The following is a 26,071-nucleotide window of genomic DNA, read 5'->3' as shown; positions in this document are numbered from 1 at the left end:
TCACCACCTCGCCGTGTTCGGCTCGAAACCCTCGACGTACTTGCGCATGTAGGTCACGTCGTCCCGCTTCGTCTGTCCACATCGGACGTAGTTCTCGTGTAGCTTGGCGAGGGCGTCCTCGTCGAGCGTGACGCCCAGGCCCGGGGTGGTCGGCACCGCGACGGCGCCCTCGCGGAACGCCAGCACACCCGGCTCGATGACGTCCTCGACCTTCCACGGCCAGTGCGTGTCGCAGGCGTAGGTCAGGTGCGGGGTCGCCGCGGCGACGTGCACCATCGCGGCCAGGCTGATCCCGAGGTGGCTGTTGGAGTGCATCGACAGGCCGACGCCGAAGCTCTCGCACGTCACCGACAACGACTGCGTCGCCCGCAGGCCGCCCCAGAAGTGGTGGTCCGACAGGAGGACGCCGATCGCGCGGGCCCGGAAGCCGGGCTCGACGTCGCCGAAGTTCACCACGCACATGTTGGTGGCCAAGGGCATCGAAGCTGCCGAAGCGACCCGCGCCATGCCCTCGATGCCCGGGGTCGGGTCTTCGAGGTACTCCAGGACGCCGTCGAGTTCGGAGGCGACCCGGATGCCGGTCTCCGGCGTCCACGCGGCGTTCGGGTCGATCCGCAGCGGGTGCCCGGGGAACGCCTCGGCCAGCGCGCGGATCCCCTCGACCTCCTGGGCGGGCTCGTAGACGCCGCCCTTGAGCTTGATCGAGCGGAAGCCGTACTCGTCGATCATCCGCTTCGCCGAGCCGACCAGGGTCTCCGGCGTGGTGATCTCGCCCCAGGAGTCCTCACGGCCGTCGACGTGCTTGCCGTACTTGTAGAACAGGTACGCGGAGAACTCGACGGCGTCGCGGGCCTTGCCGCCGAGCAGGTCGGACACCGGGCGGCCGAGCAGCTGCCCCTGCGCGTCCAGGCAGGCGACCTCGAACAGCGAGTACACGCTCGCGACGGTCTTGCGGATGGAGAACCCGCCGATCAGCCCGTGCGCGTCGGTCAGGACCGTGCCCGAGAGCGCGTTTGCGACCAGCCGCTGCAGGCCGGGCAGGTCGAAGACGTCGTGACCGCGCAGCTGCGGCAGCACCTTGCGCACCTCGCCGAGGAACGCTTCGTCACCGTAGGACTCCCCGAGCCCGACGATCCCGTCCTCGCACCTGACCTGGACGATGCCGCGCAGCGCGAACGGCTCGTGCACGCCCATGACGTTGAGCAGCGGCGGATCGGCAAACGCGACCGGGGTCAGCACCACATCGAGGATCTTCATCAGCCGAGCGCCTTCAGCGTCGCGAAGCCGTCCTCCACGATCTTCTGCAACCGGTCGATCTGCTCGGACGTTGGCTCGACCAGCGGCGGGCGGACCGAGCCGACCTTGTCGCCGCGCAGCCGGGCGGCGGCCTTGACCAGCGACACGGCGAAGCCGGGCGACTCGTCGCGCAGCGCCACCAGCGGCAGGTAGAACCCGGCGAGCAGGGTGTCCATCGTCGCGGTGTCGCCCTCGGCGAGCGCGCGGTGGAAGCGGTGGGCGATCTCCGGCGCGAAGCAGTGCACGGCCGAGGAGTAGCGGGCGACGCCGATCGAGGCGTACGCCTTGGCCGAGACCTCCGCGGTCGGCAACCCGTTGAAGAACAGGAAGTTCCGCGCGCGGTCGGTGTCGAGGGAGCGGATCGTGGTGACGATCCGGGTCATCACCTCGACGTCACCGTAGCCGTCCTTGAGTCCCACGACCGAGGGAATGTCGAGCAGCGACGCCGCGGCCGGCGCGGTGAAGACGCCGGTGCCGCGGTGGTAGACGATCACCGGCACGGATGTGTCGCCGACGGCGTAGCGGACGAAGTCGACCAAGCCCGACTGCGGCCCGGACACGAGGTACGGCGGCAGCAGCAGAACGCCGTCCGCGCCGCCCGCCTGAGCGGCCGCGACGCCGGCCCGCGCCGACGCCGCGCCGCCGCCGGCGCCCACCCAGACCGGGACGCGGCCGGCCGCCACCTCACGGGACCGGGCGAGCACCGCGGCGTGCTCGGCGGGCGAGAGCGAGCTGAACTCGCCGGTGCCGCACGCGACGAACAGCGCACCGGCGCCGGCCGCGATGTGGCTCTCCACGTTCTCCGCGAGCGCGTCGAGGTTGACCTCGAGGTCCTCGCCGAACGGGGTGAGGGGGAACGCCAGCAGGCCGTCCAGCTCGATCTCGGTCTGTGCCATCAGTTTCTGCTCTCTCGTCCTTGGTCGGTTCGGCCGGGTGTGGCCAACATCAGGCGGGCACTGTTGTGCCCGCCTTCGTGCGGTCGACGTCGTCGTCGGTGTTCACGGTGTCGACGATCTCATCGGTGACCGCGCTGCGCTCGGGCGCGATCAGGCCGAGGCCGGCGTAGAGGGCGAGCGAGACCAGGATCGGCGTCGCGATGAGCACCGTCTGGTTCGCCTCGAAGACGTAGTAGCAGAGGCCATAGGCGATCAGGCCGCCCGCCCAGGAGACGAGCGCCGCGCGCGGGCCGCACCTGCGGAACCACGGCAGCATGCCCAGCAGCAGCGGGATGGAGATCGGGCCCATCAGCGCGGCGACCCAGTTGACGACGATCTGCAGCACCCCGCCGAGGTTCTGCGCCTGCGTGGCCACCAGCATGGTCAGCGCGACGAACACGACCGTGGTGATCCGCGCCGCCTTGAGGCCCTGGACGTCGGTCCACTCGCGGGTGCGGCGGACCATCGCCGGGATCATGTCGCGGGTGATCACCGCGGAGATCGCGTTGGCGTCGGAGGAGACCATCGCCATGGTGTGCGAGAAGATCCCGGCCAGCACCAGGCCGACCAGGCCCGGCGGCAGGAACGTCGTCGTCATGATCGCGTAGGACTGCGTCGGGTCCTTGATGCCGGGGATCAGCAGCGGCGCCGCGAACATCGGGAACATCAGCACCAGCGGCCACAAAAGGTACAGCGCCGACGAAAGCCGCGCGCCGCGCCGGGCCGCCTGCGTGTTCGGCGCCGCCATGTACCGCTGCGCCAGGTTCCACATACCTCCGTTGTACTCGAGCGTCTTCACGAGTACGTAAACGAGCAAGAAGACGGTGGTGTACTTGGACGTCACGGGGTCGACGTGGTTCTCGGGCAGCTTGTCCCACATCGTCCAGAGCGCGGAGATCCCGCCGAGCTTGCCCAGCACCACGACGATCATCACGATCGCGGCGATGGCCTGGATGACGAACTGGCCGAAGTCGGTGAGCGCGTCGGCCCACAGGCCGCCGATGGTGCAGTAGACGAGGGTGACGGCGCCGGTGATCAGGATGCCCAGGTTGTAGTCCAGCCCGGCGAACACGTGCAGCAGGGTCGCGACGGCGAACCACTTGGCCGCGATGTCGAAGATCTTCAGCAGGCTGCCGCTCCAGGCGAGCGCCTGCTGCGTCGGCACGTTGTACCGCTGGGCCAGGTACTCCAGCGGCGAGGCGACGCCGAGCTTCGAGCGGAGGCGGTTCCACCGGGCGGCGAACAGCCAGCTGCCGATGCCCACGCCGATGCCGATGCTCGCGAAACCCCAGAAGTACACGGTGACGCCGGTGGTGTACGCGACGCCCGCGTACGCGACGAAGAGCACGGCGCTGTAGCCGGACATGTGGTGCGAGATCCCGGCCAGCCACCACGGCATCCTGCCGCCGGCCGTGAAGAAGTCCTTCACGTCGCTGACCCGTTTGTGCGACCACCAGCCGATCACGATCATCAGCGCGAAGTACGCGCAGATCATCGCCCAGTCGAGTGCGTGCACCGCAGGCTCCTTTCCGCGTCCACGGTGGTGCTGTCCCCGAGGTGCTATCCCCAAACGAGATGTTCACATCCGTGAACGGAGTCTGTTATAGTGATTATGTTCATCCATAAGAACGTTGTTCGGGACGCTAATATGGCCGGAGTCACAAGTCAACGGCCGGACGGAGGCGCGCAAATGCCGCAGAAGGTGGACAACCCGGCGGTGACCGACGGCGCCCCCGCCGAGTCTTCGGGAGTGAAATCCGCGCGCCGCGCGGTGGACCTCATCGAGACCTTCGCGGCGAACGACGTCTGGCTCTCGCTCTCCGACCTGCACGCGCGCACGGGGTTCCCGCGCTCCTCGCTCCACGGGCTGCTGCGCACCCTCCTGGAAGCCGGCTGGCTGGAGGCGGACGCCAACACCGCGCGCTACCGCCTCGGCGTCCGCGCGCTGATCTGCGGCACGGCCTACCTCGACCGCGACGCCGTCGTCCCGTTCGCCACCGAGGCCCTCGAGCGGATCCGGGAGAAGACCGGTTTCACCGCGCACTTCGCGCGCCGCAACGCCACCGAGGTCGTCTACCTGGAGACGCGCGAGTCGCAGCGCTCCACGCACCTCGTCTCCCGCGTCGGGCGCACGCTGCCCACGCACGCGACCGCGCTGGGCAAGGCGCTGCTGGCCGAGCTGACGCACGACGAGATCGAGGCGCTGATGCCGCCGTCGCTGATCGCGCTGACCCCGAACACCATCACCTCGCTCGACGCCCTGCACGCCGAGTGCGCCGCGACCCGCGAGCGCGGGTACGCCGCCGAGATCGAGGAGGGCACCCTGGGCGTGCGGTGCGTCGCCGCGGTGATCCCCTACCGGATCCCGGGCACGGACGCGATCAGCTGCTCGATGCCCATCTCCCAGGTGACCGACGCCGACGCCCAGCGCGTCGGCGAGCTGCTCGCCGAAACCACCGCCGAGCTCGGGCAGCAGCTGCGCCGCGCCGGCATTCGCTGACCGCCGCCCTGACGGAAGGAAATCCATGACGGACCAGCGTGTGCTCATCACCGGGTCGGCGGGTGTCGTCGGCACCCTGATGCGCCCCCGCCTGCGGCGCCCCGGCCGGGTGCTGCGCCTGCTCGACGTCGCTGCGCAGACGGCGTCGGACGCCGCCGAGGAGATCGTGACGGCGTCGGTCACCGACGCGGCGGCGATGGCGTCGGCGTGCGAAGGCGTTGACGCGCTGATCCACCTCGGCGGCCACAGCCGCGAGAACTCCTGGGCCGCGACGCTCGAGGTCAACATCGACGGCACGCACACGGTCCTGGAGGCCGCCCGCGAAGCCGGGGTCAAGCGCGTGATCCTGGCGTCGAGCAACCACGCCGTCGGCTTCCGGCGCACCGACTCCGACCTCCCGGCGGACTCGTCGCCGCGCCCGGACACCTACTACGGCGTCAGCAAGGCCGTGATCGAGTCGCTGGGCAGCCTGTACCACTCGCGGTTCGGGATGGACGTCATCGTGATCCGCATCGGCTCGTGCTTCGAGACGCCGCTGAAGCTGGGCCCGCGCGGCCTCACGACGTGGCTCTCCCCTGACGACGGCGCGCGGCTGTTCGAGGCGTGCCTGAGCGCGCCGTCGCCGGGTTACCGCCTGATCTGGGGCGTCTCGGACAACACCCGCCGGATCTACTCGCTGGCCGAGGCCGAGGCGCTGGGCTACAAGTCCCTGGACAACGCCGAGGTCTACGCGGACCGGCTGGCGGACCAGCCGGCCCCGGCGGGCGCGGCGGCCGAGTTCGTCGGCGGCCCGTTCTGCACCGCCCCCCTGGGCGAGTTCAACCCGCTCTGACGGTCTTCCGGAAGCCGCCACGACCGGTGGTGCCGGGCCCGCCCCGCGCGAGCCCGGCACCTCTCCCCGTTCGCCCTCGAGCCCCCCGGCCCGTCGAGGACGCGCACGCGCTCCCTCGCGTGCACCGGGGAAACCTGCGCCGCCCGGCGGCCTGACGCGGGGCGGCGCCCGGTCCCCCGCGCGGAGGACGACGAAAGTCGGGTACGCCGGTCACCCCCGGACGTAGCGGGTCAGCATCGCGACCAGCTCGTTCTCCAGCTTCCCGGTGTCCACCGGCTCGTGGTCGGCCACGAGCTGGTGGATGACCAGCTCGGCCGTCGTGACGATCAGCCGCGCCGCCGTCTCCGTGTCGGCGACGCGGACCTCGGGGTGGTCGTCCAGCAGCTGCCGCATGTAGGCGACCAGGTTCTTCTTGAGCAGCTCGACCTTCTCGAGCACGTCGGTCGACTTCGGGGCCTGCTCCAGCAGCACCCGCAGCAGCCGCGGCTCGTCGAGGTGGCTTTCGATCGCGCCGCGGACGAAGAGGCGGAAGATCTCCTCGATCGGGCCGGGCAGCTCCTCGCGCTGGACCCGCTCGGCGATCGCCGCGCCGTCGTCGAGGTGGCGGACGAGCAGCTCGGCGAGGATCGCGTCCTTGTTCGGGAAGTACTGGTACAGCGAGCCGATGGAGATCCCGGCCCGCTCGGCGATGCGGTTGGTGGTGCCCGCGGCGTAGCCGTGCTCGCCGAAAACGTGAGCAGCCGCGGTCAGGATCCGCTGCCGGGTCAGCTCGGCGCGGACCTGACGCGGCTGTTTACGTGGCTGGATGCGGCGCTGGTCCGACGGCACGGCGCTCCCTTCCGCGCGCCTCGAAAGCGAGTAGCGCAAGACCTGAGTATTTGCTCATAATTGTGTCATGACCAGCACAGATACGCTGCACCGAGTCTCCATGGCCGAGGTGCGGGCCCGGCTGGGCGACCCCGAGCCGATGATCGAGGCCAAGGTCGGCGACCACGTCGACAAGCACGCCCGCCGGTTCATCGCCCACTCCCCGTTCCTCACGCTGGCCACCGCCGACGCCGCGGGCCGCGCCGACTGCTCGCCCCGCGGCGACTACCCCGGCTTCGTGAAGGTGCTCGACGAGCACACGGTCGCGATGCCCGACCGCACCGGCAACAAGATCGCCGACTCCTTCCGCAACATCGCCGAGAACGACGGCGTCGGAATGCTGTTCTTCGTCCCCGGCATGCGGGAAACCCTGCGGGTCAACGGCCGCGCGTACGTCACCGACGAGCCAGACGTGCTCGCCCGGATGCGGACCGAGGCGAAGGAGCCGATCCTGGCGATCGTCGTGGAGGTCGAGCAGGTGTACTTCCACTGCGGCCGCGCGCTGATCCGGTCGCGGCTCTGGGATCCCGCGAGCCAGGCCCTGGCCGAGGAACTGCCGTCGGCCGGCGAGATCGTCACCGACCAGCTCGGTATGGACATCGATCCGGCGCAGTTCGAGGCCATGCTCGAAGCCGGCTACCGGAAGTTGTACTGACCCATGCAGAAGACGATCCTCGACCGCGTCGAGCGGGTCGCCGACGACGTCGTTTCCCTTACCCTGCAAGGAGACGAAGGGCCGCTGGCACCGTGGGAACCGGGCGCGCACGTCGACCTCGCGCTGCCGAACTGGCTGACCCGGCAGTACTCGCTGTGCGGCGACCCGGGTGATCCGACGAGCTACCGGATCGCGGTCCGCCACGACCCGCTCAGCCGCGGCGGCTCGGAGTACGTCCACCTCTACCTGCGCCCGGGCCGGACCCTCGAAGTCTCCTTGCCCCGCAACCACTTCCCGCTGGAACCGGCCCCGGAGTACCTGTTCCTGGCCGGCGGGATCGGGATCACGCCGATCGTGCCGATGCTGCGGGCGGCCGTCGCGGCCGGAGCCAGGGCGACACTCGTGTACGCAGGCCGTTCCCTGGCGAGCATGCCGTTCGCTGCGGAACTCCTCGCCGAGTACGGCGAACGCGTGCGGCTGTTCCCGACGGCCGAACGCGGCCGCCCGGACTTCGCGGCGCTGAGCCCGCGCGCCGAGGTCTACTGCTGCGGTCCGGCGTCGATGCTCGCCGCGGCCGAGGCGGTGTTCCCGCGTGTGCACGCCGAACGCTTCCAGCCCACCCGCCGCGTCTTCGGGCCCGACACGGCGTTCGAGGTCGTCTGCGCCCGTTCCGGGCAGACGATCCAGGTCCCGCCGGACGAATCCCTGCTGGACGCGCTGACCCACGCCGGACGTCCGGTGTCCTCCGGCTGCCGCGAAGGCGTCTGCGGCAGCTGCGAACTCGCGGTCGTCGACGGCGAGCCCGACCACCGCGACGACATCGGCGCCCCGCCCGGCCGGATATACGCGTGCGTATCGCGCTCGCTCTCGCCCCGGCTCGTCCTGGACGTCTGATGATCCCGAAGGTGCGCCGCGCGAAGACGCGGAAGATGGTCACGCTCGAAGTCCTGGCGAACACCGCGCCGAGCCCGGCGTTCCGGACCGTCACCCTCGGCGGCCCGGAGCTGGCCGCGTTCGAGCCGGCGGGTGACGACCAGGCCGTCAGGCTGTTCTTCCCGCGCGCCGGGCAGGACGGGCTGCGGATGCCGACCCGGGACCACGAGGGCTGGATGGCGGAGGTGCTGATGATGCCGAAGAGCCGCCGCCCGTGGGTCCGCAACTACACGATCCGGCGGTCACGCCCCGGGGAGATCGACATCGAGTTCGCGCTGCACGACGGGGACGCCCCGGCCGCCGACTGGGCCCGCCACGCCCACCCGGGCGACCCGGCCGGAGTCTTCGATCTGGGCGTGAGCTACCTGCCGCCGTCCGGGGTGGCCTGGCAGCTGCTCGCCGCGGACGAGAGCGCGCTGCCCGCGGCCTTGGCGATCCTCGAGAACGCCGCCGCCGACCTGGTGGCGGAGGTGTTCCTGGAGGTGCCGTCGAAAGCGGACATCCGGGAGGTCGAGGCACCGTCCGGGGTGAAGGTGCACTGGCTGCCCCGGGACCGGGCCGGACGCCCGGGCGCACTCGCGCTGCAGGCGGTCCGGGACGCCGACCTGCGGTCCGGAAGCGCCTACGCGTGGATCGCCGGGGAAGCCGCGCTGGCCACCGGGGTCCGTCGCCACCTGGTCCGCGACCGCGGCTGGCCGAGGCCCGACATCGCCTTCCTCGGCTACTGGCGCCACGGCCGGTCGTCCCCGGGCTGACGTACCCAGCCGGACGACACGCGCACCGGGATGGACGACACGCGTACCTGGACGGACGACACGGCCCGGCGAGGTCCGGTCACCGTGTCGTCCGGCTGGGTACGCGTGTCGTCCGCCGGGGTACGCGAGTCGTCCGGCTGGGTACGCCGGGCGGGTACGATCGCGGTCGGCCTCGACGTCGAGGAGGCAGGCGTGGGCGAATTCGGGCTGGCCGACACCAACGGCATCCTCGCGCTGCCCTGGGTCCGCCCGGAACGCACCAGCGAAGGCCTCGGCTGGGAGCGCCTCTACCTCTCCAAGCAGCGCGAACGGCCCTACCGCGCCCAGTTCGGCGCCGCGCGCAGCCATCAGCTGATCCTGCACCTCGGCGGGCCCGTGACGGTCCGGCGCGGCGTCGGGACCCCGCGCGAGCGGAGCCGCCGGATGCCCGCCGGCGGGCTGTTCCTGCAGCCTTCGCACACCGAGCTGTCCGTCGAGCTCGGCGGGGAGCTCGACACCGTGCACGTCTACGTCGCCGACGACGCCGTCCAGGAGGCCGCCGGCGGCGGCACGCCGGTGCGGCTCGCCGAGGAGTTCGGCAGCGATCCGCTGCTGGAGCAGCTCGTGCTGAGCCTCGACGGCGTCGTGCGCGACTGGGAGCCGAGCGCGCGGACCTACGCCGACCAGCTGGGCGCGCTCGTCGCCGCGCAGCTCGTGCGCCACCACCAGGCCGGGCCCGCGCGCGGCCCCGAGCCGTTCCGCGGGCTGTCCGACCACCAGTTCGCGCGGGTGCGCGACCGGATGACGGACCGGCTGGCCGAGCCGGTGCCGCTGGCCGACCTGGCCGCGCTCGCCGGGCTGAGCGTCAGCCAGTTCTCCCGGCAGTTCAAGGCGCGCACCGGCCTGCCGCCGCACCGGTTCCTGCTGCGGCTGCGCGTCGAGCAGGCCGGGCTGCTGCTGCGCACGGGCACCGACCCTATCGCCGAGATCGCGCTCCGCTGCGGCTTCTCCCACCAGGAGCACCTGACGCGCGTGCTGCGCGCCCAGCTCGGCACCACCCCCGCCGCGCTGCGCCGGGCGGGCTGAGACGCGCGTTTCGTGCCGCTCCGGAGCACGAACGTGCAGGACCCGCCGCCGCCCGGCCGCTGATACTGCGTCCCATGACCTCGTTCAGCTACGCCGCGAACCCCGTGCGGGTGGTGTTCGGCTCCCTCCACGACGTCGGCGACGAAGCCGACCGGCTGGGACTCGGGCGCGTCCTGCTCGTCGCCGGCCCCCGGTACGGCGACCGGGCCGCGCGGCTCCTCGGCCCGCGGCTGGCCGCGCGGTTCGAGGACGCGGCGATGCACACGCCGGTCGACGTCACCGAGCGCGCGCTGAAGCTCGTCGCCGAGCACGACGTCGACGGCGTCGTCGCGGTCGGCGGCGGCTCGGCCACCGGGCTGGCCAAGGCGCTCGCGCTGCGCACCGATCTGCCGCAGCTGATCGTCCCGACGACGTACGCCGGTTCCGAACTCACGAGCGTCCTCGGCGAGACGGCCGACGGCCGCAAGACCACGCAGCGGTCGCCGAAGGTGCGCCCCGAGGTCGTGCTCTACGACGTCGACCTGACCCTCTCGCTGCCCGTGGCCGTCTCGGCCGCCAGCGGGGTCAACGCGCTCGCCCACGCCGTCGAAGCGCGGTACGCCCCGGACGCCAACCCGATGACCGACCTGCTCGCCGCGGAGGCGATCCGGCTGCTCACGGACGCCCTCCCGCGGATCGTGGCCGATCCGTCCGATGTGGACGCCCGCGCCGCCGCGCTGCGCGGCGCATGGCTGGCGGGCTCGTGCCTCGACAGCGTTTCCATGGGCCTGCACCACCAGCTGTGCCACCACCTCGGCGGCAAGTTCGGGCTGCCGCACGCCGAAACCCACGCCGTCCTCCTCCCCTACGTCATGGCCCACCTGGGGGTGGCCGACGCGAACGACGTCTTCGAGCTGACGGCGTCCCTCCCGATCCCGCACTCGCTGGCCGAACTCGGGCTCACCGAGGACGACATCGCCGGCGAGCCGGAGGCGGAGTTGCTGCGCCAGGCGGTGAACGGCACCCGGCCGACCGCCCCGCCCAGTCTGAAGGCGCTCACGAGGCAGGTCGTCGAGAGCTTCGCGGGCGCGCCGGACCGCGTCCGCGAGCTGCTCACCGACCTCGTCGAAACGCTGCACGGGTACGCGATCCGCACCGACCTCACGCAGGAGGAGTGGGAGTACGCGATCGGGTTCCTGACCCGCACCGGGCAGATCTCCAGCGACACGCGCCAGGAGTTCATCCTGCTGTCGGACACGCTCGGCGTGTCGAGCGTCGTCGACGTCCTGACGAACTCGCGCACGCCGGACACCACGCCGTCGGCCGTGCTGGGCCCGTTCTACGTCGAAGGACCGCCGGAGACGCCCCAGGGCGCCGACCTGGCCGACGGCCTGCCCGGCACTCCACTGTGGACGGACGTCGCCGTGGCCGACACCGAGGGAAACCCGGTCCCGGACGCGGTCGTCGACGTCTGGCAGTCCAATGAGGACGGCTTCTACGACGTCCAGCTACCGGACGTCGACGGCCCGGTGCTGCGGGCCCGCTTCCGCACCGACGACGGCGGGCGGCTGCGGTTTCGGACGATCGTGCCGAGCGCGTACCCGATCCCCGCCGACGGCCCGGTCGGGCACATGCTCGAAACCGCCGGGCGGCACCCCTACCGGGCCCCGCACGTGCACTTCATGATCGCCAAGCCCGGCTACCGCACCCTGATCACCCAGCTGTTCGTCGCCGGGGGCGAGTACCTCGACTCCGACACCGTGTTCGGCGTCAAGGACGGCCTGATCGTCGACTTCACCGAGCGGCCCGGCGAAACCGGGCGGCGGCTCGAGTTCACGTTCCGCATCTCAGGGAGCAGCGCATGACCCACGACACCGACGTCATAGTGATCGGCAGCGGCCCCGCGGGTGGTTCGGCGGCGCTGCTGCTCGCCACCTACGGCGTCCCCACCGTGCTCGCGACGAAGTACGGCTGGATGGCCAACACGCCCCGCGCGCACATCACCAACCAGCGGACCATGGAGGTCTTCCGCGACCTCGGCGTCGAGGACAAGGCCCTCGCCGTCGGCACGCCGCCGGACCTGATGGGCGACACCGTGCTGTGCACGTCGCTGACCGGGCCGGAGATCGGCCGGATCGCCAGCTGGGGCACCGGTGCCGGATCGGCGTCCGAATACGGCGCCGCGAGCCCGTGCCACATGATCGACCTGCCGCAGACCTACCTCGAGCCGATCCTGGCGAGCGAGGCCGCCGCGCGCGGCGCGAAACTGCGGCTGGACACCGAGTTCCTCGACTTCACCCAGGACGAAGACGGCGTCACCGCGCGGTTCCTCGACCGCGTCCGGGGTGACGAGTTTTCGTTGCGGGCCAAGTACCTGATCGGCGCGGACGGCGCCCGCAGCCGCGTCGCCGAGCAGGCCGGCCTGCCGATCGCCGGGCAGACGGGCAAGGCGGGCAGCATGAACATCACGTTCACCGCCGACCTCGCGCCGTACGTGGCCCACCGGCCGAGCGTGCTGTACTGGGTGATGCGGCCGGGCGCGCACCTCGGCGGGATCGGGATGGGCCTGGTCCGGATGGTGCGGCCGTGGAACGAGTGGCTGCTGACCTGGGGCTACGACATCGAGCAGGCACCGCCGGAGGTCGACGTCGAAGAGGCGACGCGGCTGGTGCGCGACCTCGTCGGCGACCCGGGCCTCGACGTCGAAATCACCTCGACGTCCCTGTGGACGGTCAACCACAACTACGCGACGGAGTACCGCAGCGGCCGGGTGTTCTGCGCCGGGGACGCCGTGCACCGGCACCCGCCGTCCAACGGGCTCGGCTCGAACACGTCCATCCAGGACTCGTACAACCTGGCGTGGAAGCTCGCGATGGTGCTGCGCGGCGAAGCGGGCGAAAGCCTGCTGGACAGCTACACCGCCGAACGCGCGCCGGTCGGCAAGCAGATCGTCGACCGGGCGAACCTCAGCCGCGACCAGTTCGGGCCGATCTTCACCGCGCTCGGCATCTCCGGCGACACCGACTCCGACGGCATCACGGCGGGCCTCGAAACCTGCCTCGCGCCGACGCCCGAGGGCGCGCTGAAACGGCGTGAGCTGGAGAAGGCGATCGAGCTGAAGCACTACGAGTTCAACGCGCACGGCGTCGAGATGGACCAGCGGTACGTCTCCGGCGCGGTGCTGCCCGACGGCGTCGCCGCCCCTTCGCCCGAGCGCGATCCCGAGCTGTTCCACCGGCCCGGCACCGAACCGGGCGCGAAGCTGCCGCACGCATGGCTGGTCGGCCCGCACGGCCGCCGGGTGTCCACTTTGGACGTCGTCGGCGGCGGCCGCTGGACGGTGCTGACCGGCCTGACCGGCACCGCCTGGCGCGACGCCGCGGCCAAGGCGGGCGCGGAGCTCGGCCTGGACCTGCGAGCGGTCCTCATCGGCGCCCCCGACCTGCGCGACGCCTACGGCGACTGGTCCCGCCTCAGCGGCATCACCGAAGACGGCTGCCTCCTGGTCCGCCCGGACGGCTACATCGCCTGGCGCCGCCGCACCACCTCCCCCACCGCAACCCCCACCCTCCTCACCGCCCTCCGCGACCTGCTCAACCGCCCTTAACGGGCATCACGCGTGATCCGAGGGGCATCACGCGTGATTGGAGAGGCATCACACCCGATGCCCCTTCAATCACGAGTGATGCCCGCTCAATCACGAATGATGCCCCTCCAGTCACGCGTGATGCCTGCTCGATCACGCGGGTTACGGGGTGGTGATGGTGACCGGGGTCTTCGGGGGGCCGCTGCCGTCGCCGATGCCGGGCTTGGACGGGTCGACGCCGGCGGCGGCGACCTTGTCCAGCACCGCGAGGCCGGCGTCGTCGATGCTGCCGAACACCGTGTACTCCGGCGGGATCCGGGTTTCGCCGAAGACCAGGAAGAACTGGGAGCCGCCCGAGTCGGGTTCGGCCGTCTTGGCCATCGCGAGGACGCCGCGGCCGTACGTCAGCTCCGGGAACGTCTCGTCCTTGATAGTGTAGCCCGGGCCGCCGGTGCCGTCGCCGGCCGGGTCGCCGCACTGCAGCATCCGCAGCCCGTCCGCCACCGAGAGCCGGTGGCACGCGATGCCGTCGTAGAACCCTTGCCGGGCCAGGCTCAGGAAGTTCACCACCGTGCACGGCGCCAGCGCGCGGTCCAGCGTCAGCCCGATCGCGCCCGCGCTGGTCGCGAGCAGTGCCGGGACGGTGCCCGACGACGGCGCCGGGCCGTCCGGCGGCGGGGTGGCCTTCTTCGGCGCGGGTGCGCCGGGGGCGGGTGTGAACGCGCACGTGATCGGGTCGGCGAGCGGCGTCGTCCGCTTCGGCAGCTCGGCCCGGCCACCCGGCGACGACGGCGGCGGCGCGGGCGTGGTCGTCGTCGGGACCGGGGACACGAGCGTCGCCGACGGGGCGGGCCAGATCCCGATCTCCGACTTCGCCTCCGGCTCACGCAGGAAGCCGGGATAACCCCAGGCCAGGAACGCGAAGGCCATCACGACGACCACGACGGCCGAGCCGGTGATCAGCACGACGGCGGCCGGCGACGTCTTCTTCGGCGGCACCGGCGGCTGCCACTGCGGATACCCGTAAGGCGGCCGGCCGTCCCCCTGCTCGCGCATCGGCGCTCCCCTCGTCGAGCCCCATTCTGCCGGGAAGACCACGCCGTCCGGGCGGGAACGGGCAAGGGAACTCCCCCGGCCGTCCGCGAAACCTAGGGCAGCGGCGGCAACGCCGGGGTGTCCAGCCAGCGCGTGAAGAACGCGCCCAGCGAACGGGCCGCGTACGCCTCCGCCATCGCGACGAACCCGTCGGTCGTGACGAGCCCGTGCCGGTGGTCGGTCGTCCACGCCTTCAGCAGCGCGAAGAACGCCGGGTCGCCGATCTCCGCCCGCAGCGCGTGCAGGGTCAGCGCGCCGCGCTTGTAGACGCGCTCGTCGAACATCCGCGCCACGCCGGGGTCGGCGATCCGGACGTCCGCGGGCCTGGCCTTCATGCGGGTGTGCCAGGTGCGGGCCAGCGACTGCGCGGACTCGCCGCCCGACTCCTCCGACCACAGCCACTCGGCGTAGGTCGCGAAGCCCTCGTTCAGCCAGATGTGGCGCCAGTCGGCCACCGTCAGGCTGTTGCCGAACCACTGGTGCGCCAGCTCGTGCACCACGAGCCGCTCGTACGTGCGGCGGCCGTCGACGTGGTTGGCGCCGAAGATCGACATGCCCTGCGCCTCGATCGGGTCGTCGAGGTCGTCGTCGGCCACGATGATCACGTACTCACCGAAGGGGTACGGGCCGAACAGCCGCTGCAGGACCTCCATCATCCGGCCCTGCCGGCCGAAGTCGCGCTCGAACAGCCGGCGCAGCCGGGGCGGGACGGCGGCGCGCTGCGGCACGGTCGCGAAGACCGACTCCACCTGCCCGCTCTCGCGGCCGAAGTCGACACTCAGCCGGCGCGCGGCCGCGCCCACGCGGGCGAGCCAGCCCCCTCCGGTCAGGTCGATGTCGTCGTACCGGCCGACCTGCACGCTCATCAGGTAGGTCGCCGTCGGCTCGCGCCGTTCGAAGATCCACTTCGTGGTGCTGGCCGAGGTGTAGCGGTCGACCAGGTCCCCGGTGACGGCGACCAGGTACGGCGACGCCGTCGTCACGGCGACCCGGTAGGTCGCCTTGTCGGACGGGTGGTCGTTGCACGGGAACCACGACGGCGCGCCGACCGGCTGGCTCGCCACGAGCGCGCCGTCGGTCAGCTCGTCCCAGCCGACGTCACCCCAGCGGCTCCCCACCGGGCGCGGGTTGCCGACGTAGCTGATCTCGACGACGAACGCGCTGCCGGCGGCGATCGACTTCTGCGGCTTGACCTGAAGCTTCCGGACGCGCTTGAGGTACTTCGCGGGCTTGCCGTCGACGAGCACGCGGTTGATCCGGAACTCGCCGAAGTCGAGGGTGAGGCGCGACAGCGCCTGCGTCGCCTCGGCGGTGATCACCGCCGAGGCCGACAGCCGGTTCGGGGCGACCTTGTAGTCGAGGGTCAGGTCGTAGTGCTTGACCCGGTAGCCGCCGTTGCCGTGCGCGGGGAGGTAGGAGTCGCCGGAGGTGTCCGCGCCGGGTGCGGGGGCGGGGGCCTTCGAAATCACCCGTCGCGAACCTTTCCTCGTACCTGCTTCACCAAATGCCTACGTCATAAACCAGGCTCGCACGGAGGGGTGATTCCGTGCGAGCCGGGTGGGTACTTCGTGACCTTCTACTTACCCGTCCACGCGGAGATCGGGTTGCCGAGCCAGCGGGTGTCGGCCGGCACCTCGTCGCCGCGGGTCACCAGGGACCCCGGGCCGACCGTGGTGCGCGCGCCGATCCCGGCGCCCGGCAGCACGATCCCGTGCGGGCCGAGGGTCGCGCCCTCGCCGAGGGTCACCCGCGACATGCTCATGATCCGGTCGTGGAACAGGTGCGTCTGCACGACGCAGCCGCGGTTGATCGTCGCGCCGTCACCGAGCTCGACGAGGTCGGACTCCGGCAGCCAGTACGTCTCCAGCCACACACCGCGGCCGATCTTGACGCCCATCGTGCGCAGCCAGGCCGTGAGCAGCGGGGTGCCGCCGATCGAGCCGATCAGCCACGGCACCGCGAGCGCTTCGACGAAGGTGTCGGCCAGCTCGTTTCGCCACACGAAGGAGCTCCACAGCGGGTGGTCGACCTCGCGGAACTTGCCGACCAGCAGCCACTTCATCACGGTCGCGGTCAGCGCCGCGACGATCCCGGCGGCCAGCAGAGCGGGCCCGGCCAGCAGCACGGCGACACCGAAGCCGAACACCGACGCGGCCCACAGCAGCCCGAACGCGACCGAGACGGTCAGCGCGACCCCGCACATGACCGGGACGATCCGGCACAGCTCGACCAGCGCCCGCGCCGCCTTGAGGTGCAGCGCCGGGGTGTAGGTGCGGCTCGTGTCGGCGTCGCCGATCGCGCGGCGCACCGGCAGCGGCGGCATGCCCAGGTACGACGAGCCCTTCTTCGCCTTCAACGGCGTCGAGGACAGCACACCGACGAGGCCGCGCTTGGGCACCGAACGGCCGGGCGCGGTCATCCCCGAGTTGCCGAGGAAGGCCTGCTTGCCGATCCGGGCCGGGGCGACGTGCAGCCAGCCGTGGCCGAGCTCGTAGGTGGCGACCATCGTGTCGTCGGCCAGGAACGCGCCGCTGTCGACCTTGGTCATCTTCGGCAGCGCGAGCACGGTCGACGCCTCGACGTTGCGGCCGACCTTCGCACCGAGCAGCCGCAGCCACACCGGTGTGAACAGGCTGGCGTACAACGGGAACAGGCCTTCGCGGGCCATGCTCATCAGCCGCTCGGTGGCCCAGACCTGCCACGCGACGCGGCCGTGCACCGGGTGGTAACCCTCGACCATGCCGATGCTCAGGCACCGGACGCCGGCGAGCACGAGCAGCATGTAGGCCAGGAAGTACGCGGCGGTCGCGACCGGCACGAAGAGCAGCGCCTGGGTGAACGCGGCGAGCAGCGTCGGCGCGCCGGCGATGGCGTAGCCGAGCACGGCCACGCCGGGGAGCGCGGCCAGTCCCGGCAGGAAGCCGAGGATCACCGAGGTGATGCCGTAGACCGCGGCCCAGAAGTGCGAGCGCGGCGGGCGGCTCGACGGCCACTTCAGCGCGTCCTTCGCGTCCTTGCCGTCCTTGCCGACGGGGGCGGCGGGCGAACCGGCGAAGTGCTGGCCGGCCTTGACCACGCCGCGGACGGTCGACCCGGCCGCGATCTCCGCGCCCTTGCCGATGCGGACGCCGGGGAACAGCGTGCTGCGCGCGCCGATCCGGGCCTCCGCGCCGATGCGGACCTTGCCGATGTGCACCAGGTCGCCGTCGACCCAGTGCCCGGTCAGGTCGACCTCGGGCTCGACGGCGGCACCGCGGCCCAGCTTGAGGAACCCGGTGACCGGCGGCGGCGAGTGCAGGTCGACGTCTTTGGCGATGCGGGCGCCGAGCGCCTTGGCGTAGGTCGTCATCCAGGACGCGCCGGCGACGCTGTCCGCGCCGGAGAACTCCGCGAGCTTTTCGGCCGTCCACAGGCGCAGGTGGACGCTGCCACCCCGCGGGTAGGTGCCGGGGCGCACGCCGGAGAGCAGCACGCGGGCGCCGCCCGCGGCGATCGCGATGCGGCCGGCCGGGCTGAACAGCACGACCCAGGCCAGGCCGATCCAGGCCCAGTGCAGCGTCGGCGCCCAGGCGACCCCGAGCAGCGACAGGATGTTCGACAGCGCGGCGGCGAGCGTCGCCCAGCGCAGGCCGACGAGCCCCATCAGGGGAACCATCAGCAGCGTCTGGATCACGCCGGCGCGGCGCCGGGTCGGCTGGATGTCCCGGCGTTCGGTGGCCTGGCCACTCAGCGCGTCCAGCATGGCGGCCAGCGCGCCCAGCTTCGGGTAGGCGTAGATGTCGGCGACCGACACCTGCGGGTGCCGGGTGCGGATCCGCGCGACGACCTGGGCGGCGGTCAGGCTGCCGCCGCCGTGGGTGAAGAAGTCGGCCTTCGGGTCGTCGACCGACACGCCGAGGATCTCGGCCCAGCCTTCGGCGAGCCACGCCTGGGTCGGCGACAGCCCGGCCGCGGCGGCGTCCACAGTGGACAGCGGCCACGGGAGGGAGTTGCGGTCGACCTTGCCGGAGGTGCGGGTGGGCAGGTCTTCGACGACGGCGAGCAGCGGCACCAGCGCGGCGGGCAGGTGCTCGCGCAGCCGGGTCGCGGCCTGCTCGTGGTCGAACGACACTCCGGCAGCCGGGACGACGTACCCGACGAGAACCTGGTTGCCCGCCTTGGTGCGGCGGATCGCGGCGGCCGCGCCCTGCACGCCCGGCAGGGCCTGCAGCGCGGCGTCGACCTCGCCCAGCTCGATGCGGCGGCCGCCGAGCTTGACCTGCTCGTCGAGCCGGCCGAGGAACAGCAGGCCCTCGGCTTCGGCGCGGACCATGTCGCCGGAGCGGTAGGCGCGCTGCCAGCCCAGCGACGGCAGGGCCGCGAACTTCTCGGCGTCCTTCTCGGCGTCGAGGTAGCGGGCCAGGCCGGCACCGCCGATGACGAGCTCACCGGTTTCGCCCATGGCGACCGGCTGTCCCTCGTCGTTGACGACGGCCAGCTGCCAGCCCGCCAGCGGCAGGCCGATGCGGACCGGGCCCTCGCCGGTCAGCTGCGCGGCGCAGGCGACGACGGTGGCTTCGGTGGGGCCGTAGGTGTTCCAGACCTCGCGACCTTCGACGGCGACGCGCTCGGCCAGCTCCGGCGGGCAGGCTTCGCCGCCGAAGATGAGCAGGCGGACGTCTTCCAGGGCGTCGGCGGGCCACAGGGCGGCCAGCGTCGGCACGGTCGAGACGACGGTGATCTGCTGCGCGACCAGCCAGGGGCCGAGGTCGACGCCGGTGCGGACCAGCGCGCGGGGCGCCGGGACCAGGCAGGCGCCGTGGCGCCAGGCCAGCCACATCTCTTCGCAGGAGGCGTCGAAGGCGACGCTCAGCCCGGCCAGCACGCGGTCGCCGGGGCCGATCGGCTCCTCGGTGAGGAACAGCCGGGCCTCGGCGTCGACGAACGCGGCGGCGGAGGCGTGCGTGACCGCGACGCCCTTGGGCTTGCCGGTGGAACCGGAGGTGAAGATGATCCAGGCGTCGTCGGCCGGGCCGGGGGTGCCCTCACGGCCGCCGGGCGTGCTGTGGACGTTGATCTTGCCGTCGGTGGCGACGGCGGCCACCTGGGCCTCTTCGAAGACCAGCTCGGCGCGCTCGTCCGGGTCGTCCGCGTCGACCGGCACGTAGGCGGCGCCGACGGACAGGGTGGCGAGGATCGCGACGTACAGCTCGGCGGTGCCGGAGGAGATCCGGATGCCGACCCGGTCGCCGACACCGACGCCGTAGCCGCGCAGGCGGCGGCCGTAGGCGTCGATCTCTTCGAGGAGCCGGCGGTAGGTCAGGGTGGTGGTGCCGTCGTCGATCGCGGCGGCGTTGGGGTGGCGCTCGGCCGTGGCGGCCAGGATGTCGAGCAGGGTGCGCTCGCTCGCGCCGAGGCCGGACCAGAACAGGGCGCGGTCGGCGACGGGGGCCGTCGACGGCGCGTGGGTCACCTCGGCGACGCAGGGCAGCGGCGCGGTCGTCTCGGCCGCCGTTTCGGCCGGCTCGATCGTGACGGTCATCGCCCGGTCACCTCGGCCGTGACTTCGAGCGTGATGCAGACGTGCAGGACTGAACTATGGGCGGACAAGCCCATCACTCACCTTCCGCGAGCCTCTATCGGGCTTGCTCTCCGGAATGAGGCGCCCGCAACGACCCTCCACTGTAACCGAAGATGAACGAAAGGTATCTCGTGGGTCACGGCGGAGTGTCGGACCTCACGCTCCGGACGAACCCGCGTGACGGAGGGGTCGACACGCGTGATTGCAGGGTCGACACGGCGTTGGGCCGGTGATTCTCCGTGTCGTCCCCGTAATCACGCGTGTCGGCGTCCGCATCACGCGTGTCGTCCATTCAGTCCCGGGCGTTCCCCGGAACGGGGGAGGAAATCACCGGGATTTGGCGGGACGGGCCGCTTTTCCGCCCGCTTTCGGCTTTGCGCTCTTTTCCCGGACGCGCACATTCACCCGGACGGGGCTGCCTTCGAAGCCGAACTGCTCGCGGAACCGGCGCTCGATGAACCGGCGGTAGCCCGCCTCGAGGAAGCCGGTGGTGAACAGCACCAGCGTCGGCGGCCGGATGCCGGCCTGCGTCGCGAACAGCACCTTCGGCTGCTTGCCGCCGCGGACCGGCGGCGGGGTGGCCGCGATCAGGTCGGACAGCCACGAGTTGAGCTGGCCGGTCGGCACCCGCTTGTCCCACGACGCGAGCGCCGTCCGCAGCGCCGGGGCGATCTTGCGCACCGAACGGCCGGTCAGCGCGGAGACGTTGACCTTCTCCGCCCACGGGACGCGGACCAGGCCGCGGTCCAGCTCGCGGACCATGGCGTGCCGGCGGTCCTCGTCGACCAGGTCCCACTTGTTGAACACGAGCACGCACGCGCGCCCGGCCTCGACGACCATGGTCAGCACCCGCAGGTCCTGCTCGGACAGCGGCTCGGCCGCGTCCAGCAGCACGACCGCGACCTCGGCCGCGTCGATCGCGGTCTTGGTGCGCAGCGAGGCGTAGTACTCGGCGCCCGCGGCGAAGTTGACGCGCTTGCGCAGGCCGGCCGTGTCGACGAACCGCCAGGTCTCGCCGTCCAGCTCGACCAGCGAGTCGACCGGGTCGACGGTGGTGCCGGCGACCGAGTCGACGACCGAGCGCTCCTCGCCCGACAGCTTGTTCAGCAGGCTCGACTTGCCGACGTTCGGCTTGCCGACCAGCGCGACGCGCCGCGGGCCCGACGTCGCGGCGACGCCCTCGCGCGGCGCCTCGGGCAGGGTCTTGAGGATGGCGTCGAGCAGGTCGCCGGAGCTGCGGCCGTGCAGCGCGCTGACCGGGTGCGGCTCGCCGAGGCCGAGCGACCACAGCGACGCGGTGTCCGCGAGCAGCCGGTCGTCGTCGACCTTGTTCGCCACGAGCAGCACCGGCTTCTTCGAGCGGCGCAGCACCTTGGAGGCGGCTTCGTCGGTGGCCGTGGCCCCGACCGAGGCGTCGATCACCAGCAGGATCGCGTCGGCGGTCTGCATGGCCAGCTCGGCCTGGGCGGCGACGGAGGCCTGCAGCCCGGTCGCGTCCGGTTCCCAGCCGCCGGTGTCGACCAGGGTGAACTTGCGCCCGCCCCAGTAGGCGTCGTAGGCGACGCGGTCGCGGGTGACGCCCGGCACGTCCTGCACCACGGCTTCGCGGCGGCCGATGATGCGGTTGACCAGCGTGGACTTGCCCACGTTCGGCCGGCCGACCACGGCGAGCACCGGCTGCGCGAGCGCGGCCTCCTCGGCCGCTTCGGCCGCGTCGATCTGCGCGTCGATCCGGGCGAACTCGGTCTCGTCCGACCAAGTGCCGTCGACTTCGCCGGCGCCTTCGTACTCTTCCATCAGAACCCAATTTCCCTTATGGCGTACCGAAACCGTTTTCGGCACGCCAATCGTCCAAAGTCTTCACGAGCGCCGCGAGCTCGCCGCGCAGCTCCTCGGTGCCCTGGTCGAGCCCGGTCTTCCCGGGTCCGACCTTCGGCGAGAACGGCTCCCCCACGAGGATGTCCACGCGCGGGCGCCAGCGCCGCTTGCCGTTCGACGGCTTGAGCGTCCCGCGGGTCGCGACCGGCAGCACGACCGCGCCGGACGCCCGGACCAGCCACGCCGCGCCGCGCTCGGCCGCGCCGACGTCCCCGGCACCGCGGGTGCCCTCCGGGAAGATCCCGACGACACCGCCGTCCTTCAGCACGCCGACCGCCGTCATCAGCGGTTTGCGGTCGATCGCGCCGCGCTTGAGCGGGATCTGCCCGATCGCCAGGAAGAACTTCCCGACGATCCCGGCGAACAGCTCGGCCTTGACCAGGAACGCCGAACGCCGCGGCAGCATTCCGAAGATCAGCTGCGGCTCGACGAACGAGCTGTGGTTGGCGACCACCAGCACCGGCCCGGTGGCGGGCATGCGCTCGCGGCCGTGGACGCGGATCCGGAAGACCGCCCGCAGATGGTACCGGCCGACGAGCCGCCCGGCGTCGTGGAGCCAGCCGACGGAGCCTTCCGGCAGTCCGTCAGCGCTCATCGCGCTACCTCGGCGTTGCACCCCACCAGCAGGCCGCGGTGGCTGGCCAGTTCGCTGAGCGCGACGATCACCTGGTCGATGGACAGTTCCGAGGTGTCGACGTGGACCGCGTCGTCGGCCGCGCGCAGCGGCGACGTCACGCGGGTCGAGTCGAGGTGGTCACGGCGCTCGACGCTCGCCAGCGCGTCGGCGACCGACGACTTCCGGCCGGCCGCGGAGTCCTGGGTGCTGCGGCGCGAGGCGCGGACGTCGGCCGACGCGGTCAGGTAGACCTTGAGCGGCGAGTCCGGCGCGACGACGGTGCCGATGTCCCGGCCTTCGACGACGATGCCGCCGACGCCGCCGAGCACCTCGTCGATGATCCGCCGCTGCCGGGCGACCAGCAGCTCACGCACGTGCGGCACGGCGGAGACGGGCGAGACGGCCTTGGTGACCTCGGGCCCGCGGATGTCGGCGGCGACGTCCTGGCCGGCGAGGCGGATCTCGGGCCGGTCGGGGCTGGTCCCGATGGCGAAGTCGGCGTGGTCGGCGAGCTGCGCAACGGCCGGGGCGTCCGCCGGGTCGACGTCCGCGCGCAGCACGGCGAGGGTGACCATCCGGTACATCGCGCCGGTGTCGAGGTAGCCGGCGCCGAGGCGCTGGGCGAGCTTGCGCGCGACGGTGGTCTTCCCGGTCCCCGACGGGCCGTCCAGGGCGACCACACCTCGTAGGGCTCCCGTCACCGGCACTCTCCTCGCGTTCTCGTCTCGTCCTCCGCCGGTGTCCATTCTGCCGGTCGGGGTGCGGAGGAGATCAGTCGCCCCGCGCGCCGAAGCGCGCCACCACCACCGCCAGCCGCTCCGCGTGGTTCTCCGGGGAGAGCCGGCGGCCGCGGTCCAGCGTGATCAGGCCGTGGAGCGCGCCCCAGAACACCTCGGTCAGCGTGCCCGGCGCCTGCCTGCCGGCCACCGGCTCGACCACCGCGTACAGGCCCGCGAACGCCTCCTGGAGCACCGGCGGCGTGTCGTCCTGGGCGAAGGGCAGGTCCGAGGCCAGCGTGAACATCGCGTCGTAGAGCGCGGGCTTGGCCTCGGCGAAGGCGACGTACGCGCCCGCGACCCCCGCGACACCGCCTTCGCGGGCGGAAGCCAGCACCTCGGCCAGCTCGGCGAAGCCCTCCAGCGCGGCGGCCGCCATGATCGCGTCCTTCCCGCCCGGGAAGTGGCTGTAGAGCACCGGCTGGCTGTACTCGATCAGCGCCGCGAGCCGCCGGGTGGTGACGGCGTCCCAGCCCTCCGCCTCGGCCAGCTCCCTGGCCGCGGAGACGATCCGCTGCCCGCGTTCGGATCGGTCGCGCACACGGCGCTGTCGCTGGGTCATGCCGCTGATACTAGCACTGCTAGACAATCTAGCGCCGCTAGGTTAGCGTTGCTAGTATCGCTAGCAACGCTAGAAAACTGGAGGGAACACCATGGTCATCGCCGGCTACGTCCTCGTCGCGATCGTCTCGCTCGGCATCATCTACGTCGGCCTCAACTACCTCTTCGCGCCGGCGAAGATCGCCGCGGGCTTCGGTTTCACCGAGGTCCCCGAAAACGCCGAGAGCTTCCTCAACGTCAAGGGCGGCCGCGACATCGGCGCCGGGCTGGTCCCGCTGGCCCTGGTGCTCTACGGCGACCCGCACGCGCTGGGCTGGGTCTTCCTCGCCGCGGCCGTCTGGCCCGTCTTCGACATGCTGATCGTCCTGCGCCACGGCGGGAAGAAGGCCATCGCGTACGGCGTCCACGGCCTGACCGCCGCCGTGATGGTCGTCGCGTCCCTGCTGCTCCTGCTCGGCTGAACATCGCGAATCGGACACGTGGGTTACGGTGGTTAGGTGAACGTCGAAGTAACTCCCCTGCCCGGCATCGGGGTCCGCAAGGACTTCGCCACCCGTACCGGCCGCCGCATCGGCGTCGTCACCCAGCGGGACGGGCACATCGAGCTGATCGTGTCCAAGACCGACGATCCCGACACCTGCGTCGCCTCGATCCCGCTGACCGCCGACGAAGCGGGCGCGCTGGCCAACCTGCTCGGCGCGCCCCAGCTGGTCGCGCAGCTGACCGAGGAGCACCGGGACCTGCCCGGGATCAGCACCCGGCAGCTGCCGATCAAGCCGTCCGGCCCGTTCGACGGCCGCACGCTCGGCGACACGGCCATGCGCACCCGCACCGGGGTTTCGGTGGTCGCGGTGGCGCGGGCCGGCCAGGTGCACCCCTCGCCGACGCCGGACTTCACCCTGACCGGGGGCGACCTGCTGGTCGCGGTCGGCACCGGTGAAGGCTTGGAAGCCGCCGTCAAGATCCTGAAGTACGGCTGAGCCCACCATGGACCACACCGCACTGTCCCTGATCGAACTGGGGGCGGTCTTCTTCGTGCTGGGCGCGCTCGGGCGCCTGGCCGGGAAGATCGGCCTCTCCCCCATCCCCCTCTACCTGCTCGGCGGCCTCTGCTTCGGCTCCGGCGGGCTGATCCCGCTGACCGACATCGGCGGCTTCACGCACCTCGCCAGCGAGATCGGCGTCGTGCTCCTGCTCCTGCTGCTCGGCCTCGAGTACTCGGCGGCCGAGCTGTTCACCGGGCTGCGCCGCTCCTGGACGGCGGGGCTGCTCGACATCGTCCTCAACGCCGCCCCCGGCGCGGCCGTCGCGCTGCTGCTGGGCTGGGGCCCGGTCGGCGCGATGGTGATGGCGGGCGTCACGTACATCTCGTCGTCCGGGATCGTCGCGAAGGTGCTCGGCGACCTCGGGCGGCTCGGCAACCGCGAGACGCCGGTGGTGCTGTCGATCCTCGTGTTCGAGGACCTCGTGATGGCGCTCTACCTGCCGATCCTCACCGCGGTGCTGGGCGGGGTCTCCCTGCTGGGCGGCATGGAGGCCGTCGGGATCTCGCTGCTGGTGATCACCGTGGTCCTGGTGATCGCGCTCAAGTTCGGCCGGTACGTCTCGGCCGCCGTCGACAGCCCGGACCGCGAGGTGTTCCTGCTCAAGGTCCTCGGCGCGGCGCTGCTGGTGGCCGGGATCGCGTCGGCGCTGCAGGTGTCGGCCGCGGTCGGGGCGTTCCTGCTGGGCATCGCGATCTCCGGCTCGACGGCGGAGAACGCGACGCACATGCTCGAGCCGCTGCGGGACCTGTTCGCCGCGGTGTTCTTCGTGGTGTTCGGCCTCAACACCAACCCGGCGTCGATCCCGCCGGTGCTCGGCTGGGCCGTGGTGCTCGCGGTCGTGACGACGCTGACGAAGGTCGCCACCGGCTGGTGGGCCGCGCGCCGCCAGGGCATCGGGAAGATGGGCCGCGCGAGAGCCGGGGCGTCCTTGGTGGCCCGCGGCGAGTTCTCGATCGTCATCGCCGGCCTGGCGGTGACGGCGGGCGCGGTGGACGGCGAGCTGGCCGCCCTCGCGACGGCGTACGTCCTGCTGATGGCCATCCTCGGCCCGACGGCCGCGCGCGTCGTCGAGCCGGTCGCCCGCGCCCTGCAACGGAAGTCGGCTGCGAAGACCGCTCCCGCCGAGGCAAGCTGAC

At 72.0% G+C, this 26,071-nt stretch carries 22 protein-coding genes; 11 read left to right on the top strand and 11 right to left on the bottom strand.

Annotated elements, in window-relative coordinates; translation table 11 throughout:
* From VA596_RS11005 to VA596_RS10995, 3 genes are read right to left on the bottom strand one after another with little or no spacing between them, the layout of a single operon-like run.
* On the bottom strand, positions 1 to 1,257 hold the full coding sequence (locus tag VA596_RS11005) for a glucarate dehydratase family protein (RefSeq protein ID WP_323325873.1): 1,257 nt from the start codon (positions 1,255 to 1,257) through the stop codon (positions 1 to 3).
* Positions 1,257 to 2,192: a 5-dehydro-4-deoxyglucarate dehydratase gene (locus tag VA596_RS11000; protein WP_323325871.1), complete on the bottom strand. Its 936-nt coding sequence runs from the start codon at positions 2,190 to 2,192 to the stop codon at positions 1,257 to 1,259. Before VA596_RS11000 ends, VA596_RS11005 begins: the two co-directional genes overlap by 1 nt.
* Before the next feature lie 49 nt (positions 2,193 to 2,241).
* Entirely contained in the window at positions 2,242 to 3,747 is a 1,506-nt protein-coding gene (locus tag VA596_RS10995; RefSeq protein WP_323325869.1) for a sodium:solute symporter family protein, read from the bottom strand.
* A 174-nt stretch (positions 3,748 to 3,921) separates the two neighbouring features.
* Here VA596_RS10995 and VA596_RS10990 point away from each other — a divergent pair, with 174 nt between their 5' ends.
* Positions 3,922 to 4,731, top strand: a complete 810-nt coding sequence (locus VA596_RS10990; protein ID WP_323325867.1) for an IclR family transcriptional regulator — start codon at positions 3,922 to 3,924, stop codon at positions 4,729 to 4,731.
* A gap of 25 nt (positions 4,732 to 4,756) precedes the next feature.
* Positions 4,757 to 5,563 (top strand): NAD-dependent epimerase/dehydratase family protein, encoded by an 807-nt coding sequence (locus VA596_RS10985; protein WP_323325865.1) that lies wholly within the window; start codon positions 4,757 to 4,759, stop codon positions 5,561 to 5,563.
* Positions 5,564 to 5,773: 210 nt separating this feature from the next.
* Here VA596_RS10985 and VA596_RS10980 read toward each other — a convergent pair whose 3' ends face one another.
* Positions 5,774 to 6,391 (bottom strand): TetR/AcrR family transcriptional regulator, encoded by a 618-nt coding sequence (locus VA596_RS10980; RefSeq protein WP_323325863.1) that lies wholly within the window; start codon positions 6,389 to 6,391, stop codon positions 5,774 to 5,776.
* 67 nt (positions 6,392 to 6,458) lie between these two features.
* Here VA596_RS10980 and VA596_RS10975 point away from each other — a divergent pair, with 67 nt between their 5' ends.
* The 6 genes from VA596_RS10975 to VA596_RS10950 all read left to right on the top strand — a co-directional run bounded on the left by VA596_RS10975 (position 6,459) and on the right by VA596_RS10950 (position 13,424).
* Positions 6,459 to 7,085: an MSMEG_1061 family FMN-dependent PPOX-type flavoprotein gene (locus VA596_RS10975; RefSeq protein ID WP_323325862.1), complete on the top strand. Its 627-nt coding sequence runs from the start codon at positions 6,459 to 6,461 to the stop codon at positions 7,083 to 7,085.
* A 3-nt stretch (positions 7,086 to 7,088) separates the two neighbouring features.
* Positions 7,089 to 7,979, top strand: a complete 891-nt coding sequence (locus VA596_RS10970; protein WP_323325861.1) for a PDR/VanB family oxidoreductase — start codon at positions 7,089 to 7,091, stop codon at positions 7,977 to 7,979.
* Complete coding sequence (locus VA596_RS10965; protein ID WP_323325859.1) at positions 7,979 to 8,773, top strand: siderophore-interacting protein; 795 nt, start codon at positions 7,979 to 7,981, stop codon at positions 8,771 to 8,773. Before VA596_RS10970 ends, VA596_RS10965 begins: the two co-directional genes overlap by 1 nt.
* Before the next feature lie 30 nt (positions 8,774 to 8,803).
* Positions 8,804 to 9,838, top strand: coding sequence for a helix-turn-helix domain-containing protein (locus VA596_RS10960; RefSeq protein ID WP_458364010.1), 1,035 nt, complete (start codon positions 8,804 to 8,806; stop codon positions 9,836 to 9,838).
* Positions 9,839 to 9,912: 74 nt separating this feature from the next.
* Positions 9,913 to 11,682, top strand: a complete 1,770-nt coding sequence (locus VA596_RS10955) for a maleylacetate reductase and hydroxyquinol 1,2-dioxygenase domain-containing protein (RefSeq protein WP_323325858.1) — start codon at positions 9,913 to 9,915, stop codon at positions 11,680 to 11,682.
* Complete coding sequence (locus VA596_RS10950; RefSeq protein WP_323325856.1) at positions 11,679 to 13,424, top strand: FAD-dependent oxidoreductase; 1,746 nt, start codon at positions 11,679 to 11,681, stop codon at positions 13,422 to 13,424. Before VA596_RS10955 ends, VA596_RS10950 begins: the two co-directional genes overlap by 4 nt.
* 141 nt (positions 13,425 to 13,565) lie before the next feature.
* On the opposite strand, the gene VA596_RS10945 is transcribed toward VA596_RS10950, so the two are convergent.
* The 7 genes from VA596_RS10945 to VA596_RS10915 form a co-directional block, all read right to left on the bottom strand.
* Entirely contained in the window at positions 13,566 to 14,459 is an 894-nt protein-coding gene (locus VA596_RS10945) for a peptidylprolyl isomerase (RefSeq protein WP_323325854.1), read from the bottom strand.
* Between the two features lie 92 nt (positions 14,460 to 14,551).
* Positions 14,552 to 15,967: a M1 family metallopeptidase gene (locus VA596_RS10940; RefSeq protein ID WP_323325852.1), complete on the bottom strand. Its 1,416-nt coding sequence runs from the start codon at positions 15,965 to 15,967 to the stop codon at positions 14,552 to 14,554.
* Positions 15,968 to 16,074: 107 nt separating this feature from the next.
* Complete coding sequence (locus VA596_RS10935) at positions 16,075 to 20,019, bottom strand: Pls/PosA family non-ribosomal peptide synthetase (protein WP_323325850.1); 3,945 nt, start codon at positions 20,017 to 20,019, stop codon at positions 16,075 to 16,077.
* 366 nt (positions 20,020 to 20,385) lie between these two features.
* A complete protein-coding gene (der, locus tag VA596_RS10930) occupies positions 20,386 to 21,855 on the bottom strand; it encodes a ribosome biogenesis GTPase Der (protein WP_323325848.1) in 1,470 nt (489 codons plus the stop codon).
* 16 nt (positions 21,856 to 21,871) lie between these two features.
* On the bottom strand, positions 21,872 to 22,531 hold the full coding sequence (locus VA596_RS10925) for a lysophospholipid acyltransferase family protein (RefSeq protein ID WP_323325846.1): 660 nt from the start codon (positions 22,529 to 22,531) through the stop codon (positions 21,872 to 21,874).
* Positions 22,528 to 23,232: a (d)CMP kinase gene (gene cmk, locus VA596_RS10920; RefSeq protein WP_323327712.1), complete on the bottom strand. Its 705-nt coding sequence runs from the start codon at positions 23,230 to 23,232 to the stop codon at positions 22,528 to 22,530. The genes VA596_RS10925 and cmk overlap by 4 nt, the downstream gene beginning before the upstream one ends.
* Before the next feature lie 91 nt (positions 23,233 to 23,323).
* Positions 23,324 to 23,890, bottom strand: coding sequence for a TetR/AcrR family transcriptional regulator (locus VA596_RS10915; RefSeq protein WP_323325844.1), 567 nt, complete (start codon positions 23,888 to 23,890; stop codon positions 23,324 to 23,326).
* A gap of 91 nt (positions 23,891 to 23,981) precedes the next feature.
* On the opposite strand from VA596_RS10915, the gene VA596_RS10910 reads away from it, so the two are divergent.
* The 3 genes from VA596_RS10910 to VA596_RS10900 are packed head-to-tail and all read left to right on the top strand — an operon-like array spanning position 23,982 to position 26,070.
* Positions 23,982 to 24,350 (top strand): DUF4267 domain-containing protein, encoded by a 369-nt coding sequence (locus VA596_RS10910; RefSeq protein ID WP_323325842.1) that lies wholly within the window; start codon positions 23,982 to 23,984, stop codon positions 24,348 to 24,350.
* 36 nt (positions 24,351 to 24,386) lie between these two features.
* Positions 24,387 to 24,869 carry a cation:proton antiporter regulatory subunit gene (locus VA596_RS10905; protein WP_323325840.1) on the top strand — a complete coding sequence of 161 codons (483 nt, stop codon included), beginning with the start codon at positions 24,387 to 24,389 and terminating at the stop codon, positions 24,867 to 24,869.
* A gap of 7 nt (positions 24,870 to 24,876) precedes the next feature.
* Positions 24,877 to 26,070 carry a cation:proton antiporter gene (locus tag VA596_RS10900; RefSeq protein WP_323325838.1) on the top strand — a complete coding sequence of 398 codons (1,194 nt, stop codon included), beginning with the start codon at positions 24,877 to 24,879 and terminating at the stop codon, positions 26,068 to 26,070.
* Position 26,071 lies beyond the last annotated feature (1 nt).

Origin of the sequence: Amycolatopsis heterodermiae, from assembly GCF_034929455.1 — a bacterium.
Lineage (GTDB): Bacteria > Actinomycetota > Actinomycetes > Mycobacteriales > Pseudonocardiaceae > Amycolatopsis > Amycolatopsis heterodermiae.
This window is presented reverse-complemented; position numbering and strand designations above follow the sequence as displayed.